This is a genomic window from Microtetraspora sp. NBRC 16547 (genome assembly GCF_030268965.1).
Lineage (GTDB): Bacteria > Actinomycetota > Actinomycetes > Streptosporangiales > Streptosporangiaceae > Microtetraspora.
In genome coordinates this window covers 22,760-38,322 of sequence record NZ_BSSE01000043.1, presented here as the reverse complement: position 1 = coordinate 38,322, position 15,563 = coordinate 22,760, and the positions used below count along the sequence as shown (strand labels likewise).

General features: G+C 67.8%; 18 protein-coding genes. 13 read left to right on the top strand and 5 right to left on the bottom strand.

Annotated features, from left to right (window positions below):
• The first annotated feature begins 138 nt into the window (after nt 1-138).
• The 4 genes from QSK17_RS33890 to mltG all read left to right on the top strand — a co-directional run bounded on the left by QSK17_RS33890 (nt 139) and on the right by mltG (nt 3,708).
• Complete coding sequence (locus QSK17_RS33890) at nt 139-1,143, top strand: slipin family protein (RefSeq protein ID WP_285710353.1); 1,005 nt, start codon at nt 139-141, stop codon at nt 1,141-1,143.
• A 107-nt stretch (nt 1,144-1,250) separates the two neighbouring features.
• On the top strand, nt 1,251-2,054 hold the full coding sequence (locus QSK17_RS33885) for an inositol monophosphatase family protein (protein WP_285710351.1): 804 nt from the start codon (nt 1,251-1,253) through the stop codon (nt 2,052-2,054).
• Between the two features lie 194 nt (nt 2,055-2,248).
• The gene (locus QSK17_RS33880) at nt 2,249-2,761 is read left to right on the top strand and encodes a SigE family RNA polymerase sigma factor (protein ID WP_285710349.1); all 513 of its coding nucleotides are present in this window, start codon (nt 2,249-2,251) and stop codon (nt 2,759-2,761) included.
• Entirely contained in the window at nt 2,758-3,708 is a 951-nt protein-coding gene (gene mltG / locus QSK17_RS33875; RefSeq protein ID WP_285710346.1) for an endolytic transglycosylase MltG, read from the top strand. The genes QSK17_RS33880 and mltG overlap by 4 nt, the downstream gene beginning before the upstream one ends.
• Nucleotides 3,709-3,754: 46 nt before the next feature.
• Here mltG and QSK17_RS33870 read toward each other — a convergent pair whose 3' ends face one another.
• Nucleotides 3,755-3,952, bottom strand: coding sequence for a hypothetical protein (locus QSK17_RS33870; protein ID WP_285710344.1), 198 nt, complete (start codon nt 3,950-3,952; stop codon nt 3,755-3,757).
• Here QSK17_RS33870 and pyrH point away from each other — a divergent pair.
• The gene (gene pyrH, locus QSK17_RS33865) at nt 3,937-4,692 is read left to right on the top strand and encodes a UMP kinase (protein WP_285710343.1); all 756 of its coding nucleotides are present in this window, start codon (nt 3,937-3,939) and stop codon (nt 4,690-4,692) included. The genes QSK17_RS33870 and pyrH overlap by 16 nt on opposite strands.
• A 92-nt stretch (nt 4,693-4,784) precedes the next feature.
• Complete coding sequence (locus tag QSK17_RS33860; RefSeq protein ID WP_285710341.1) at nt 4,785-5,462, top strand: hypothetical protein; 678 nt, start codon at nt 4,785-4,787, stop codon at nt 5,460-5,462.
• Nucleotides 5,463-5,655: 193 nt separating this feature from the next.
• Here the strand turns inward: QSK17_RS33860 and QSK17_RS33855 are convergent, their stop codons facing one another.
• Nucleotides 5,656-6,078, bottom strand: a complete 423-nt coding sequence (locus QSK17_RS33855) for a DNA-binding protein (protein WP_285710339.1) — start codon at nt 6,076-6,078, stop codon at nt 5,656-5,658.
• A 354-nt stretch (nt 6,079-6,432) separates the two neighbouring features.
• Between QSK17_RS33855 and QSK17_RS33850 the strand changes: the two genes are divergently transcribed.
• On the top strand, nt 6,433-7,287 hold the full coding sequence (locus QSK17_RS33850; RefSeq protein WP_285710337.1) for a hypothetical protein: 855 nt from the start codon (nt 6,433-6,435) through the stop codon (nt 7,285-7,287).
• Between the two features lie 136 nt (nt 7,288-7,423).
• Here the strand turns inward: QSK17_RS33850 and QSK17_RS33845 are convergent, their stop codons facing one another.
• Both QSK17_RS33845 and QSK17_RS33840 read right to left on the bottom strand, forming a co-directional pair.
• The gene (locus tag QSK17_RS33845) at nt 7,424-8,362 is read right to left on the bottom strand and encodes an alpha/beta fold hydrolase (protein ID WP_285710335.1); all 939 of its coding nucleotides are present in this window, start codon (nt 8,360-8,362) and stop codon (nt 7,424-7,426) included.
• A 31-nt stretch (nt 8,363-8,393) separates the two neighbouring features.
• Nucleotides 8,394-9,173, bottom strand: coding sequence for a L,D-transpeptidase (locus QSK17_RS33840; protein WP_285710333.1), 780 nt, complete (start codon nt 9,171-9,173; stop codon nt 8,394-8,396).
• A gap of 217 nt (nt 9,174-9,390) precedes the next feature.
• On the opposite strand from QSK17_RS33840, the gene QSK17_RS33835 reads away from it, so the two are divergent.
• Nucleotides 9,391-10,224, top strand: coding sequence for a hypothetical protein (locus QSK17_RS33835; RefSeq protein WP_285710331.1), 834 nt, complete (start codon nt 9,391-9,393; stop codon nt 10,222-10,224).
• 60 nt (nt 10,225-10,284) lie between these two features.
• On the opposite strand, the gene QSK17_RS36355 is transcribed toward QSK17_RS33835, so the two are convergent.
• On the bottom strand, nt 10,285-10,623 hold the full coding sequence (locus QSK17_RS36355; RefSeq protein WP_352231890.1) for a 2-oxo acid dehydrogenase subunit E2: 339 nt from the start codon (nt 10,621-10,623) through the stop codon (nt 10,285-10,287).
• Here QSK17_RS36355 and QSK17_RS33825 point away from each other — a divergent pair.
• The 5 genes from QSK17_RS33825 to QSK17_RS33805 all read left to right on the top strand — a co-directional run bounded on the left by QSK17_RS33825 (nt 10,533) and on the right by QSK17_RS33805 (nt 15,519).
• Nucleotides 10,533-11,810 carry a sensor histidine kinase gene (locus QSK17_RS33825; protein ID WP_285710330.1) on the top strand — a complete coding sequence of 426 codons (1,278 nt, stop codon included), beginning with the start codon at nt 10,533-10,535 and terminating at the stop codon, nt 11,808-11,810. The two genes, QSK17_RS36355 and QSK17_RS33825, sit on opposite strands and share 91 nt — an antisense overlap.
• The gene (locus tag QSK17_RS33820) at nt 11,794-12,936 is read left to right on the top strand and encodes a hypothetical protein (protein ID WP_285710328.1); all 1,143 of its coding nucleotides are present in this window, start codon (nt 11,794-11,796) and stop codon (nt 12,934-12,936) included. Before QSK17_RS33825 ends, QSK17_RS33820 begins: the two co-directional genes overlap by 17 nt.
• Entirely contained in the window at nt 12,909-13,565 is a 657-nt protein-coding gene (locus QSK17_RS33815; RefSeq protein WP_285710327.1) for a DNA-binding response regulator, read from the top strand. The genes QSK17_RS33820 and QSK17_RS33815 overlap by 28 nt, the downstream gene beginning before the upstream one ends.
• Before the next feature lie 306 nt (nt 13,566-13,871).
• Nucleotides 13,872-14,612 carry a hypothetical protein gene (locus tag QSK17_RS33810; protein ID WP_285710324.1) on the top strand — a complete coding sequence of 247 codons (741 nt, stop codon included), beginning with the start codon at nt 13,872-13,874 and terminating at the stop codon, nt 14,610-14,612.
• 253 nt (nt 14,613-14,865) lie between these two features.
• Entirely contained in the window at nt 14,866-15,519 is a 654-nt protein-coding gene (locus QSK17_RS33805; protein ID WP_285710321.1) for a maleylpyruvate isomerase N-terminal domain-containing protein, read from the top strand.
• Nucleotides 15,520-15,563: the final 44 nt, after the last annotated feature.

Sequence of the window (15,563 nt, the reverse complement as noted above, 5' to 3'; positions counted from 1 at the left end):
GTCCCGAGCGCACCAGCCCCACCATCTGCCGGCGGAACTCATACGGGTAGTTCGGCACGTGGACTCCTCTTTCAGGGGCACAGGGTGCCCCACAGATCAGGTGTCCACCAAACCGGGGCAAGACCAGGCGGTGCGCCAATGATCGGCGTGTCGGTCGGTACCGCGGGCGTTGGGTGCGGTGACGGCCCTGAGCCGCTGCCGTTCGGGACCGGCCTCCAGGCCGCATGCCCGGACGGCGGGCGGGCGATGGGCCGCGGTGCGGCGGCGCGGAGCGCCGCCGCCTTGATACCTATGAGCTCAATTCGGCAGACGCGAAGCATGTGGTGGGACAGGGGGCTTAGGTCCCTAGCTGCGGCGTTTTCGGCGGCGCAGCGTGAAAGCAGGGAGGTTCTCATGCCGAATCTTGGTGTCGCCATCGTGCGGCAGTATGAGCGTGGCGTGGTGTTCCGGCTGGGTCAGGTCCGCAACGTTCGTGAGCCTGGGCTGCGCTTCATGATTCCGCTGGTGGACCGGATGCGGAAGGTGAGCCTGCGCACCGTGACCATGCCCATCCCGTCACAGCAGATCATCACCCGCGACAATGTCTCCATCGGTGTCGCCGCGGTCGCGTACTACCGCCGCGTCGACCCGGTGAAGTCGATCGTCGAGATCGAGAACGTGGAGGCCGCCGTCGGCCAGATCGCGCAGACGACGGTCCGCAACGTTGTCGGGCGCTCCTTGCTGGACCAGGTGCTCACCGACACGGAGAAGCTCAATGAGTCGATCAAGCACATCCTCGACCGCATCACACAGCAGTGGGGCGTGTTCGTCCTCCTCGTGGAACTCAAGGACATCGAACTGCCGCCGACCATGCAGCGGGCGATGGCCCGCCAGGCCGAAGCCGAGCGCGAGAAGCGAGCGAAGATCATCGCGGCGGAGGGTGAGGCACTGTCCGCCGGACGCTTGGCGGAGGCCGCAGATGTCATGGCCGACCACCCCATCGCGCTGCAGCTGCGCAACCTGCAGGTACTCAGCGAGATCGCCGTGGAGCACAACTCCACGATCGTGTTCCCCGCCCAGCTTCTCAGCAGCGTCCGCGCGGTGAACCGGTTCGTGAGCAAGGAACGCCCCGAGCATGCCGAGGCGCCGACGCTGGTGCCTTGAAAACTCCAGACGCGGTGATCCGGCGTGGCCAGGAACAGGGAGAAGCGCGTAGCCAAAGTGATCAGGGCCGGTGTTGCTGGTTGACCCACCGCGTCTATCCTGCGTGCGTGCTGATCACAGACGAGGAATTGGCTCTCACGGCGGCGCAGGCAGGAGCTGCTGTCGTGCGTGCCATGTACGGTGCGTCGCTGACGCGCTTCCAGAAGTCTGCGGGTGACTTCGCCACGGCTGCTGACATTGAAGCGGAGAAGACCATCCTCGACGTTATTCGCACCGCCCGGCCGGATGACGCCGTGACTGGTGAGGAGAGCGGACGTACGGGCTCGGGTGGCGCGGAGCGCATGTGGCTGGTCGATCCACTGTGCGGCACGCTGAATTACGCCGCGCGGAGCATGCTGGTCGCGGTGAACGTCGCCCTGCGCATGGGCTCGGACGTCACGGTGGCGGCCTCAGCCGACCCCTTCGCCGACGAGGTGTTCTGGACAGACGGCGATCACGCGTACGTCCGTCGCGACGGAGTGGACGAGGAACTCACACCGTCGCCCGATTCGCGGCTGGTAGATGTCAACCTCGATCCACCGTTCCCGAACGAACCGAGTTTCCGGGCTGTCCGGCTGCTTGCCGAAAAGGGGTTCATCGAGCATTTCCGCCCGCGCGTCGTCTCCACCACCCTGGCAGTGGCCTGGGTCGCCGCCGGTCGGCGAGCCGCATACGTCACTGACGGCCATCTGCGGGACAGCGTGCACTTCGCCAGCGGGATCGCGTTGTGCCAGGCCGCCGGATGCGTGGTGACCGGCATCCACGGTCAGCCACTGCACACCGGCGCGGGCGGGCTCGTCGTGGCGGCTGACCAGGAGACGCACGCTGCGTTGCTAGAACTCATCGGCAACCAGTTCCCACCTGATCGGTAATCATCCTGTTCCCGCCCGGGGTTCGGCTCTCCTTGCGGTCGGCCCACCAGACCACCGGTCTGGGCCTCGGCCGCCAAGTGGCGAACATGATGCAGGTCAGGGCAGGCAGCCCTTGATACGGATCAGTTCGGCCATGTCGGCATAGATTGACACCCTGTCCGCGTCCTTGCCTGGTGACATCACGAGGAGGATGGATGGATCCAGGATTTGAGGCGGACTTCCGGGACTTCGTCATCGATCGATCAGGGGCGCTGTTCCGTACCGCCTACCTGCTGACCGGTGACCGGCACGCCGCCGAGGACCTGGTGCAGTCGGCGCTGGCGAAGACGGCCGCGAAGTGGCGCGGTCTTCACGACCCTGCCGCCATCGAGGGTTACGTCCGTCGTGTCATGTACCACGAGCAGGTGAGCTGGTGGCGGCGCCGTTCCCGCATCGCGGAAGTGTCCACCGGATGGATGCCCGACCAGACCGGGGACGGGCACGCCGAAGTCGCAGATCTTCGCCTGGTGATACGCACGGCTCTTGCCCGGCTGACAACCCGGCAGCGGACCATGCTCGTGCTGCGTTACTTCGAAGACATGTCCGAGACCGAGATCGCGCGGCTCCTCGGTGTCGGAGTGGGGTCGGTCCGCAGCCAGATCTACCGCTCATTGGAACGTCTCAAGAAGGCCGCACCTGAACTGAGCACCGTGAGGGAGTTCCGATGAACATCGAGGATCTGTTGCGCGAGACCCTTTCCGACATGGCCCATGAGGAACAGCCACCCCCGCCTGGCCGGTTCCTCCAGGTCAACGAGAACCGATCCCGTCGCCGCGGCCTCGCCCTGGCTGCGGCGGCAGCCGTCACCGTGCTGGCGGTCGGATCCACGCTCGTGGTCCAGGGGCTGTCCTCGCGGGCGGAGGCCCCCGGGGTTCTCACCGGGCAGGGCTCCGGCGAGACGCGTGCGGAGACCCGGATCACCGTGACGGTGAACGAAGGACTGCGGCTCTCGCAGATCTTGGAGCAGCTGTCGACGGTGACCGGCAGGCCCTTGGCGGAGTTCAAGCGGGCGGCCAAGGACGGCAAGGCGCTCGACCTTCCCGCCTACGCCAAGGGCGCTCTGGAAGGATTCGCCTTTCCCGCGACCTATGAGGTCTCGCCCACGTCGAGCCCGGAGGAGATCCTCGCCGCGATGGTGACACACTTCAGGAGCGTCGCCGAGGACACCAACCTGGTGGAAGGCGCCAAGCGTGTCGGCCGTACGCCACTGGAGATCATGACCATCGCCAGCATCGTCCAGGCCGAGTCGGCCAGCAAGCGCGACATGCCCAAGGTCGCGCGGGTTGTCTACAACCGGCTGAGCCGCACGCCCGAGATGGGGTTGAAGATGGACAGCACGGTCCTGTACGGCCTGAACAAGTTCGGCATCGCGGCTTCGCACGAAGATCTCCAGAGCCGGTCGCCGTACAACACCTACAAGCGCCTCGGCCTGCCGCCCGGCCCCATCGGCAACCCAGGCGCCGATGCCATCAAGGCTGCCCTGAACCCGGCCGCCGGCCGTTGGCTGTGGTTCGTGACGACCGACCCGAAGAAGGGCGTCACGAAGTTCGCCGCCTCCGAATCCGAGTACCTCAAGCTGGTCGAGGAATACAACAAGAACCTCAGGACCGGGTGATGGAGCGGCGCGCCGCAGTTCTCGGTTCACCGACCGGGCACACTGCCTATCCCCGTACCTCCGCGCAGGCCGCGGCGATGCTCCCGGCCTGCGCGGCTGCCGCCGCCCCGAGGAGCCTGTTCTCCAGCGCGATGACCCCCGCGTCGACAACCGCGGCGGCCAGGGGAGCGCCATCGCTTCTCGTATTCTTGGTCGGGTCGCCGACAGTGCGGCCGTGAAGGGAACGGAATGAGTCGTTACTCACGTGTCATAGTCAAGCTGAGCGGCGAGGCGCTCGCGGGAGACTCTGGTTGGGGCACGGATCCGGCCAGTCTCGCTCAGTTGGCGGATGAGATCCTGTCAGTCCACGCGCTGGGCGTCGAGGTCGCGGTGGTCATCGGTGGCGGCAACTACTTCCGTGGCAGGATGGCCGAGGGCTGGGGAATAGGCCGGGCCGAAGCTGACAACATCGGCATGCTCGGCACGGTCATGAACGCGCTGATGCTGCGTGGAGTGCTGACCGCACGTTCGCAAACAGACGTGCGGGTAATGACCGCAGTGCCCATGCAGAGTGTGGCGGAGCCTTTCATCCGGCTTCGCGCCGACCGGCACCTTCGTCGCGGGCTGATCGTTCTGCTCGCCGGCGGCATCGGCCAACCGTATGTCACGACGGACTATCCCGCTGTCCAGCGGGCTCTGGAGCTTGAGGCGGATGCGCTGCTGGTGGCCAAGCGCGGTGTCGATGGCGTGTACGACAGCGACCCGAACCTCAACCCGGATGCCAAGCGGTACACCAACCTCACCTACCGAGAAGCTCTGGCGGCCGGAGTAAGGGTCATGGACGAGAGCGCCTTCGTGCTCGCCAACGAGCAGGGGCTCCTCATGCACGTGTTCGACGTGGCGGCGACAGGCGCTATGAAGGCGATCTGCCAGGGCGAGGACGTGGGCACCCGGATCACCCGTGATCCGGCAGCCTTGGGGACACCGGGGTCAATGGCACGCTAATGGCACGGTGATCAGTTCGTGGCGTGGGCCTCCTTGCGTGGGGTTCTCGCGCGCCGCGGCCGTGCCGCCAGACCGCCATTAAGGGAGATGTGATGACGGGCTCCTACGTGCCCGGTGTGCTTGCGCTGACTGTGGCACTCACCTTGTCCGCCTGCTCGTCGGATTCCTCCGCATCTCCGGTCTCTCCCTCGGCTCCGGAGGTAGCGAAGTTACGGGTGTCAGCCAGGCAGGTGCTCAACAGCCGACTTGACCGGACGGTCCGTACCGCGGGCCTGACAAAGAGGATCGGCCGCAGTGGCCTCGATCGATGCAGGAGGGGAAACGACGACGACAAGAACGATGAGCACTTTTCAGCGAAGTGCGCGTTGACCCTGTACCGGGCCTACGTTTGGAACGGCGATGTCGATGCCTTCCTCGACCGCTTCCACGGTTGTCCGAGCGCGGTCGCTGAGATCAGGCACTATTGGCATGAGTTCGGCGGCAAGCCGGCGCCGCGGAATGGCTCACACCCCTACGATGCCGGCGATCTCCCCGAGTTCGTCTGCGATGGCGTGACAATGGAGTTCGCTGCCTCCAGTGCCGCGGATCTGGACTTGGAATCCCTGCCGGGTGCTCGAGTATGGGATCCGGATGGCGGGATGTACGAGCCATACCACTGGGCAGCCGAAGGCAAGCCGTGGCTGAATGACTGGGTGAGCATCCGTGACAGGGGCCGGTTCCTGATTGCCATGGAGACATCCCAGGACTACTGGTTACTTAAGAGCGGGTGACGGGAATCGATCCCGCGCTGTCAGCTTGGAAATTCTTTCAAGATCATGCGGCCTGGGCTGCGAAAACGCTGACCTGGATGGATGCGGGCCGAGCAATCGTGAGTTCCCCTGACTCTCCGTTGATCGCCAACCGTACGGGCACGCAACGGGCACGTCCGGCCGACAGGTCCATCGTCTCGATCGCCCAAGCAAACTACGCCTGGCTCGCCTCCACGCGGCCGGCCAGCCGCTCATAGCGTTGTTGGGCAGCCTGGGCGGTACCGAGCCCTAACCCGAAGGCGATCTCCTGCCAAGTGAGGCCACGGCCTCGTGCGATGAGCAGCAGGGAGGTCTCCAACTGGTCCATCTCGGCCCGCACGAGCGGGATGAGGGTGAGTGCGGCGGTGATGTCGGCTTGGTCGACCGCCGGCTCGTCGTCGTCGTGCTGTGCAGTCCCTGCGGCGAGGAACGACACCAACCTGACAGCCTCATGCGCGCCGAGGACCTGTGGGTGGACCTGACGATCGCGCTGGTCTCGCGTCGCTGCGTGCCGTTCGGCGATGCGGGCGAGGGCGGCGTACACGCGGTGCGCCCGCACCTGATCGGGATTTGGCGGAGTGAAGGGATCACCTGGCATGCACCCAGGATGGTTCATAAAACAGTCCATTGCCAACGATTCGTTGAAATCCTGCGCACGACGTGCGGCCCCGGTGCATAGTCGACGTGCGGCCCGATCGCGGGGTGAACTGACTCCTACCCCCGCCATGCCCGGTGGCCTTGGTCTGCTCGGCTTGTCCCGGGCCGATGGCGGGCTGGGTGATCAGGCCTCCAGCTCAGCCGCCTACGGCGGGCGGGGACGAGCAGGCTCTTTGTGATCATCCGGGAGTCGCAGCGCCCCCCGGAGGCAAAAAGACCGCAGCCCTGGGGAAGTCTGGCGATATCTCGGCAGGGATACCGTGAACCCCTGAGCGTTTCTGCCCGTCTCAGGTACATGAGAGGCATCTGGCTGGTCGCCGTGCTCGTGACGCTCGCCGCCTGCGGGACGGCCTCGGCTGCGAGCGCTCCCTCGGTGCGGTACCAGGCCAACGCGTTCGTGTTGTCCAACCCGCAGCATGGCCCTCAGCTCTGCGCGATGGTCGCGCAATCCCTGCCGCCCCAGTGTGGTGGGCCCGACATCGTCGGATGGGATTGGAACGCGGTCGAGCACTCCGCCCAAGGCGGCGTGCGCTGGGGCGAATACCACGTGGTCGGCACCTGGGACGGGAAGAGGCTGACGCTCACCGAGCCTCCGCGCCCGCCCGAGCATCGCGGTGCCCCACGTGGCCGATCCGACTTCACCACACCGTGTCCGAAGCCCGTAGGCGGTTGGCGGCCGGTCGCCCCCGCAAAGGCCACCGACCGGGCGAGGGAAGCCGCGCTCGCCAGAGCCCGAAAGCTTCCCGGGTACGCGGGCGCCTGGCTGGACCAGAGCTACCTGGAAGAGATCGACGGATACGACTCCAATGACCCTCGATCCGTGGAGCGATACGCCAACGACCCCAAGCGGCTCGTGCTGAATCTGATGTTCACCGGCGACGCGACCGCCCGCGAGTCCGCGATCCGTGAGGTCTGGGGCGGTGCGCTGTGTCTGAGCCGCGCTCAGCACACCGAGGCGGAGCTCCGTGCACTCCAGGAGAGGGCGTGGAAGGAGATCAAGGGCGCTTACTCGGCCTCGGTGGACGAGCGGGCGGGCCACGTCGAGATCGGCGTGTGGGTGGTCACGCCGAAGCTCCAACACGAGATTGACGAGAAGTACGGGAAGGGCCTGGTGGTCCTCAACGGCTTTCTCAAGCCGGTGGGCTCGTGAACCCACAGTGGCATCCCCGCCCGTGCAGGCACTCGAGTGGTCTACGGGCGAGCTGGTTCTCGGCCCGCCCAAGTCCAAGGCGGAACGGCGGACCGTCGGGTACGGATGAGCATGGCCCTTGGACTGGCGAGGCTACTTATTGTCCGACCTGCTCCTGGGGCGAATGGAGGAAGTTGGCGATGGTGTCGGCAATGGCAGGGTAGTCCTCACCGAGCCAGATGAAGTGGCTGGGGGCATTGCTGCTGATCAGGCGTGCGTGCGGGATCGCCTCGACAAGGGATTGGGCGTGGTCGAAGGAGACCGCCCCGTCGTCGCGGCTGGCGATCACCAAGGTGGGCTGGCGCACCTGAGGCAGGCGACGAGCCGTCTTGCTGCCTGAGCCGACGGCGCTGGGGCCGTCGCTGAGGGGCGTGGCCATGGTGCGCACGTCATTGGCGAACCCGCTGCCCGAGCGCATCTGTCCGAACAACTCCAGCAGCATCGCGCGGTGCTGCTCACTGAGCGTGGCCAGTAAATCCCCGATCGGCCGAGTGGTCAGGTCCCGCAGTAGCAGCCGCAGGCCCGCATTCGGGACGCGGCGTACCAAGGTGTGCACGAGCGCCCATGTCACCCTCTCGTTACGGGGACTGAACACTAAGCCGGCGCCCAGCCGAGTACGGCGGTCGGGCCAGGGCAGCAAGCCGACGGCGCTTTGCAGGATCAGCCGCTTCACCAGATCCGGGTGGCGGGCAGCCAGTGTCACAGCTGTGGGGCCGCCGGCCGACTGGCCCACCACTGCGGCCAGAGAGTCGATGCCCAGCCGATCGCACAACTCAGCGACGGCGTCGGCGAAACCTTCGGGGGAGGTGCCACTCGCCAGCGGGGTAAGGCCGTAACCGGGCCGCGAGGGCGCCAGGATTGTGTACCCCGCTTCGGCGAACACCTCTTCTCCGAGTGAGAGGGCAGCCCGCACGTGACCGCCGTGCAGCATGAGCACCACCTGTGAGCCACGCTCCTCCAGTCGGTACTCCACGGCCCCGGCAGGGAGCTGGATCACGCGCGTCGGCCGCTCCACAGTGGGCGCGCGTTCGTGCATGGCGAGGACACGTTGGCCGCCGCCCTCATCCTCAGGGAGCGATCAGAACCGGAGTCCCCAGAGGCAGTCCTGCCAGCACCTTGAGCGCGCGGACAGGCACCCTGATGCAGCCGTGCGTGACCGCCTTGCCGAACACCTTCCGGTCCGGCCAGCCGTGGAAGGCGACCGTGCCGGGGCCGCCGCCGAAGGTGTCGAGCGTCGCCGAGTGCGTGCCGAGCGGCAGGATCAGCGGGCTGTAGGTCTTCTCCTTCGGAGACATCAGGGCCAGCAGGAAGGTCCTGCCCACCGGGGTGGGCGTCTCAGGGCCGCCGACGGCCACCGTCCAGGTGCCGAGCTTCTTGCTCGCGTTCATCACGGTCAGCTGCCTGGTGTCCAGCTTCACGATGGCGCGGTAGCGGCTGCGCGCCTTCATCAGGCCCTTGGCCTTGATCCAGCCGGTCACGTGGTTGGGCTTACTAGGCAGGAGCACGCGGTACCAGCCCTTGCGCGCCTCCACCACCGGCACCCAGGTCTGGCTGCCGAGCTGCTTCGCCGGGAGGGTGGCCGTGGGCCTGCCGCCGGGCAGGGCGTAGACGGCTACCGTGCGTACGGGGTGGACCACGATGCCGCTCAGCTTGCCGTACGTGTCGGTGTCCTGCGGGAGGCCGCTCAACTCCGTGAACGTGGTGGCCTTGGGGAATGCGGTCGCCGTGACCGAGGCACCGGTGGCGAGGGTGACGGGCGACGCGGCGGCGCTGGCGGGGGTCGAGGCGACGAGGCCCATGGCGACGAGCGCGGCGCCGATGAGTCGGCGGGGGGCATCGAGCGGCACGATCGGCTCCTGAGGTTCTATGACACATACGAAACGAACACGTAACCATCTGGCCCCGTTAGATAACGGTTCGGAACTTTTGGGATTTTCGGCCAGTTGGGTGTGACATTTTTACACATATGAGCCCCGTGAGGCTCCAATTCTCCATACACCCCGAGGTACGGTCGTGAAGCCCCCCAGACTCTCTTCAGTCCGTCGCTGGATTACAGCGGCACTCATGCTCGCGGTGGCAGCGCTCGCGGTGCTCGCCATCTCCAATACGGCCTCAGCGGGAACGGTCCAGACGAAGCCCGGCGACAACGGCGACGTCAAGATCCACAAGTGGACAACGCCGGAGGACGACCAGCGCAACGAGCCGCACGTCTGCGTGTTCTATCTGGTCGGGTTCAACTTCGACGCGGCCCAGCAGGTGAGCTGGGAGATCAAGTCCTGGCCGCCCACGGGTGACAAGACCACGGTGAAGACCGGCACCCTCGTGCTCGACAAAAAAGGGCATGGCCGTACCGTCGACATGACCCTGCCGAACGGGCACTACAAGCTGTTCTGGACTTTCGCGGGGAAGAACGGCGCGCCCAAGCACAAGGTGTTCTGGGTCGAGTGTGGGCCGGCACCGACGCCGACGCCCACGGTGACGCCCACGCCGACGCCGACGGTGACCCCGACGCCGACGGTCACTCCGACTTCCACGCCGACGCCGACGGTGACGCCCACTGTGACCCCGACGCCCACGCCCACGCCGACGGTGACGCCGACGCCGACGCCGACGGTGACGCCCACTGTGACCCCGACGCCCACGCCCACGCCGACGGTGACGCCGACGCCGACGCCGACGCCGACGCCGACGGTGACGCCCACGCCGACGCCGACGGTGACGCCCACTGTGACCCCCACTCCCACCCCGACGCCCACGCCGACGCCGAGCAACACGCCGACCGAGACGGTGATCCACGACTGGATCAAGTGGGACGAGAACGTCACGCAGCCCCAAAACAAGGCCAAGCCCGCGCCCACCCCGAGGCCGGTGAAGACCAACATCCCGGTCACTGGCTGACACGCGACACCGAACGACGGAGGGCCCGGATCAACACGATCCGGGCCCTCCGTCGTCTTCTCAGCTCCAAACGAGCATGCGCAGCGGATCCGCGAGCATCGCGCCCACGTCGCAGAGGAACAGCGAACCGAGCTCGCTATCGATGATCCGGTGATCGAACGACAATGCCGGCGTGGTCACCTTCCGTACGGCGAACTGGCCGTCGACGGGGCTCTGGCGCAAAGTGTGTGTGCCGCGATCACGATGAACTCCGCGGCCGCTCTGTTGACGATCACGTGAAGCCTGCCTGCAGGTCTTCGATCCGTGCCTTGCCCGACCCCGAGTTCGCGCAGGTCGCCGTGCTGGAGGCGGACGATAATCTTTACCCGATGGCCGGGAGAGAGCAAGAGGCGGAAGCACCCCAGACGGACAATCGCCCGGGCCCGGATCCAGCGGCGCGGCCCGGTGACGAGGCGGGGCCGGGGGTGGCGGAGCGGGAGCTCAACCGGGCGGGCGAGCGCTACGCGGTCTGGTTCCGTTCGGCGGTGATCGTGCCCTGCGCCGTTTTCGGGATCCTCGCGACGCCGGACGAGCACAGGACCGCGACGATCTCGATGGCGGCCCTCGTGATCGGCTGGTGCGCGCTCCGCTTGGTCTGGACGCGGAACCGTACGCTCTCGCGGTCGTGGCCGCCGGTCGCCATCGACGCGACGGTCCTCGTGGCGGTGGGCTTGGGCCAGGCGGCGACCGGCACCGGTGATCCCGGCGGCTGGGTGGTGGCGTTGGTCTCGATCACGGCCGTGACGTGTCCGTACGAGTGGCCCACCAGGCCGCTGGTGGGGTGCGGCCTGGGCGTCCTGGGGCTCGGCGCCTTCGCCGCGGGCTCCTTCGCCCACTACGGCGAGTGGTCGATCGCGCTGGCCGGGGCGCGCGTGCTGCTGGAGCTGACGCTGTCCCGGCTGTCCTATGTGCTCGTCCGCGCCCAGGCGCGCTCGGCGGACCGGCTCACCGAGCGGGTGGCGGCCCGGCGCCGGAACGCCGCCGTCGCGGCGGCCAGGCGCTCGGGCGAGCGGGAGTACTTGGCGACTCTGCACGACACGGCGAGCACGACACTGCTGATGGTCGCGGTGGGAACCCGCGACGGAACGCGGTGGGTGCCCGAGCGTGCCCGCCAGGATCTGGAGGAACTCGCCAAGGTGCCCGGCTCGGACGACGGCCGCGTCGAGTTGGGGCCGCTGCTGGGCACCGCGACCCGCCACCCCGCAGTCCACGTCGAGGTGGAGATCGACGCCGTGCCTCCGCTGCCCGCAACGCCGGCGCTCGCGATCTTCCACGGCGTACGGGAGGCGCTGACGAACGTGGAACGGCACGCGGGAGTGGCGGAGGCGTCGCTGCGCGCGGGGCTCGACGAGAGCGGGAAGATCGTGGTCGAGCTGCGGGACCGGGGCCGTGGCTTCGACCCGAGGCAGGTCGCCCCGCATTGTCGCGGCCTCTCCGGTTCGATCGTGGAGCGGATGACCAGGGCGGGCGGCCGGGTGCTGGTCGGCTCGCGGCCGGGCGGGGGCACCGCGCTGAGATGGATGTGGCCGGATGACGGAGACGGCTGAGCGCCGCCGCGACAGGTCGGCCGTCCGGGTCGAGGACCGGCTCCTGCGCGGCGCCCGCGCGGCGGTTCTGGCGGTCACGGTGGCCGTGCAGTTCGGCCTCTGCCTGCCCACGCTCATCGAGCACAGCCGACGCTACGACCCGCTGTGGTTGGAGATCGCCGGATTCGTCCTGCTGGCCGGCGTCGCGGCCGGCGCCGCCGTGTGCCTGGCGCGCCACGGCCGGATCCTGCCGCCGGCACGGCGCGTCGGCGCGGGGCTGGTGCTGCTCGCGGCGAGCGCGGCGGCGGTCGCCGCGCCGCCGGGCAACTATCTGGATCGGGCCCACTGGTACTTCGGCCTGGTCGGCTGGTACGGCGTGCTGCTGCTGTTCGACCGGCCGCCCGCGCGCCTGGCCCTCTTCCTCGGCGCGAACCTCGTCGTCGCCCTCGCCAAGGCCGTCGTGTCGGGCCCGCCCGATCCGCTGGCCTGGGCGGCGATGGCGGTGTCCGTGGTGTCCGTCTACGGGTTCCAGCTCGCGCTGAGCCTGGTGATCCAGGAGGTGCGGCGCGTCGCCGCGCGGGCGAGGGAGGCGGCGGAGGAAGAGGAGCGGCTCCGCACGGCGGAGGCGGTGGCCGAGCACGTCCACCGCGATCACCGGCAGCGCTACATCGAGCTGCTCGGCACCGCTGTCCCGTTGCTCGCCGGGCTCGGGTACGGCTCGCTCGACCCGTCCGATCCGGACGTTCGGCGCCGCTGCGCGCGCGAGGCAGCCAGGATGCGGCGCCTGTTCGCGGAGAGAGACGACGTGTCCGACCGGTTGGTGCACGAGTTGCGGGCGGTCATCGAGGTCGCCGAGCGGAGCGGGATCACCGTCCAGTTCGCGGCGCGGGGCGAGTCCCGGGATCTCCCCAAGGACGTACGGCGCGAGCTGATCGACCCTGTGGCGGCCGTGCTCGCCGCGGCCGCGTCCAGCGCCCGGGTCACGGTGGTTCGCACGCCCGACCGGGTCCGGGTCAGCGCGCTCGGCGACGGGCCGGCGCCGCCGCGCCCGGAGTTCGCGTCGCAGCACGTCGAGGTCGATGCTGTGGTTGCTGAGAATCGACTGTGGGTGGAGGCGGTGTGGCGACAGGTGACGCCATCACGGTGACGCTGATCGACGATCATCCGGTGGTTCTGGCGGGGGTGGAGTACTGGTACTCCACGGCGGATCCGCCGATCGAGGTCGTGGCCTCCGGAGCCACCATGAAGTCCGCGTGGACGGCGCCGGGGGACTCGGCGGCGGTGGTCGTGCTCGACCTGCAGCTGGCCGACCGGCAGCCGGTGTACGGCGATCTGAGGCGGCTGGTCGACGCCGGTAGGCAGGTCATCGTCTACACCATGCGCGACGACGAGAAGACCGCGCTGACCTGCATGGACATCGGGGCTTTCACCTTCCTCACCAAGGCCGAGGGAGATGAGCACCTGGTCGCGGCCACGGTCGCCGCCGCCCATGACCTGCCGTATACGCCGCCGGCGCTGGCGGGGGCGTTCGGTGCGGACACCGCGCCCGATCGGCCGAAGCTCTCCCTAAGGGAGGAAGAGGTGCTGATCGAGTGGTTCCAGTGCGAGTCGAAGGAACTCGTCGCGCAGAAGCTCGGCATTACGCCGCGAACGGTCAACTCCTATCTCGATCGGGTCCGGATCAAGTACGCGAACGTGGGCCGGGAGGCTCGGACCAAGGCGAACCTGGTCGCGCGGGCGATCCAGGACGGGCTGATCGATGTGGACGATCTGTGATCACCCGCTCGCGGTCCGCGTTGTGGGTCGAACGACCGTCACGCCCGTCGGCTTCGGCTTCCTAGGGTGGTGGCCGCGTCACCGAGGCGGCCCTGGCGCCCTCTTTTCGCGGCGCCCGGTCGGGGGATCGTTCACCGGCGCGTGCAGGGCCTGGTCCATGCCGTCGACGCCGCCGAGTGCCAGGCGCCGGCGCATCGGGTGATGACGGAGTTCGTACAGGCAAGCACAAGAAGATTCGGAGTTTGTGTCGTGAGGCGAGTTCGGAAGCGATCATCACTCAGGCGGGCGACCGTACGCGGGGCAGGGGTGAGCGCGATCCTTGCGGCGGCGCTCGCGCTGCCGTTGTCGGCGGCGACGGCTCACGCCGACGTAATCGACAAGACGGACGATAAGCTGACCGCCGGAGAGGTCCTCAAGTCGACCGAGTCGGTGAAGTCCGAGAACGGCCAGTACAAGCTGATCCAGCAGGCGCAGGGCAACCTCGTCCTCTATGGTCCCGGCAACAAGGCCCTGTGGGGGACGCCTACGTCAGGCACCACCGCATACGCGACCATGCAGCGCGAGGGCAACCTCGTCATCTACAACGCGTCGAACCAGCCCCTGTGGGGCACCAACACCGCCGGCCACCCCGGCGCCTACCTCAAGGTGCAGAACGACGGCAACCTCGTCCTCTACTCCGCGAGTAACGAGTTCCTCTGGTCGCGGCACGCCTACGTCGGGTCGCTGCCGTCGGGGCACACCCTCAAGACCGGCCAGTGGGTTCAGTCGCCGAACGGCGAATACAAGCTGCTCATGCAGAAGGAAGGCAACCTCGTCCTCTACACCCGGGCGAACAAGGCGCTGTGGACCACCCCGACGGCGGACAAGCCGGGCGCCTACGCCGCGATGCAGAAGGAAGGCAACCTGGTGATCTACAGCGCGTCGAACCAGGGCGCGTGGACCACCAAGACCGCAGGCAACCCAGGCTCCTACCTGGCGGTGCAGAACCAGGGCAACATCGTGATCTACTCCAAGGACAACAAGCCCCTCTGGTCGGCGACGACCTAGTTGCCCCTCAGGCAAACGTGGCCGGGTAACTGGGTCCATCTGCGGATGGGTGAACTGGCCGCGAAATCGTCTCGGGCTGGGCTCGGGTGTCGCGCCAGCGTACGTAGGCACCGATCGCCACGTTCTGCTCGTCATGACTGTGGTGGTCGGTGCCTACTCACTGGTGATCTCATCCGAGCCAACCGTCCAGGTACGTGAGTCGACCGTCCAAATGCGTTTGTCCGCCATTCCTGCTCGGCACTACCTTGCTGATGTGGATCTCTTCTCACGCTCGTGGACAGCGTTGCGCACGGCGGTCGCCGAGCTCTCGGACGACGACTTCGCACAACCGTCCGGCTGTACCGGCTGGCTCGTACGGGACCTGGTGTGCCACCTGATCATCGACGCACAGGACGTCCTGATCACCCTCGTGACCCCTGCCGAGACGGAGCCGACCCGCGACGCGGTGACCTACTGGGACGTCGCCGAAACGCCGCCGACCGGTGACGACCCGCTCGACGCGCTGATCGTCCGGCTCGCCGCCGCGTACAAGGAGCCGCGGCTGCTCAAATTCCACCTCGACGATGTCGGCTCCGCCGCCGGTCGCGCCGCCGAACTTGCCGAGCCGGGCCTCCATGTCAGCACCCGCGACGAGGTCCTCACCGCCGGCGACTACCTCTCCGCGTACGTCCTGGAGTGGACGCTGCACCACCTCGACCTGGTCGCGCACCTCCCGGCGGCCGAGCCACCCGCGGAGGGCCTCGCCCGATCACGCGAGATGCTGGAGAAGATCGCCCGGGCCGCGTTCCCCGCGTCGTTCTCCGACAAGGACGCGCTGCTGGTCGGCACCGGACGGCGTGCCCCGACCGACGCGGAGAGAGCCGAACTGGGCGAGCTGGCCGCGAAACTCCCGCTCGTCCTTGGCTGATCGTCTGGCTGAACGGGACTGACCGATCGTTCACGGAGACACGA

What these genes read in the sequence shown, in the direction of transcription:
- pyrH (WP_285710343.1), top strand. Translation starts at nt 3,937, where the DNA reads ATGAGTCGTTACTCACGTGTCATAGTCAAGCTGAGCGGCGAGGCGCTC.
- QSK17_RS33860 (WP_285710341.1), top strand. Translation starts at nt 4,785, where the DNA reads ATGACGGGCTCCTACGTGCCCGGTGTGCTTGCGCTGACTGTGGCACTC.
- QSK17_RS33890 (WP_285710353.1), top strand. Translation starts at nt 139, where the DNA reads ATGATCGGCGTGTCGGTCGGTACCGCGGGCGTTGGGTGCGGTGACGGC.
- QSK17_RS33820 (WP_285710328.1), top strand. Translation starts at nt 11,794, where the DNA reads ATGACGGAGACGGCTGAGCGCCGCCGCGACAGGTCGGCCGTCCGGGTC.
- QSK17_RS33835 (WP_285710331.1), top strand. Translation starts at nt 9,391, where the DNA reads ATGCTCGCGGTGGCAGCGCTCGCGGTGCTCGCCATCTCCAATACGGCC.
- QSK17_RS33850 (WP_285710337.1), top strand. Translation starts at nt 6,433, where the DNA reads ATGAGAGGCATCTGGCTGGTCGCCGTGCTCGTGACGCTCGCCGCCTGC.
- QSK17_RS33855 (WP_285710339.1), bottom strand. Translation starts at nt 6,078, where the DNA reads ATGCCAGGTGATCCCTTCACTCCGCCAAATCCCGATCAGGTGCGGGCG.
- QSK17_RS33845 (WP_285710335.1), bottom strand. Translation starts at nt 8,362, where the DNA reads ATGCACGAACGCGCGCCCACTGTGGAGCGGCCGACGCGCGTGATCCAG.
- QSK17_RS33880 (WP_285710349.1), top strand. Translation starts at nt 2,249, where the DNA reads ATGGATCCAGGATTTGAGGCGGACTTCCGGGACTTCGTCATCGATCGA.
- mltG (WP_285710346.1), top strand. Translation starts at nt 2,758, where the DNA reads ATGAACATCGAGGATCTGTTGCGCGAGACCCTTTCCGACATGGCCCAT.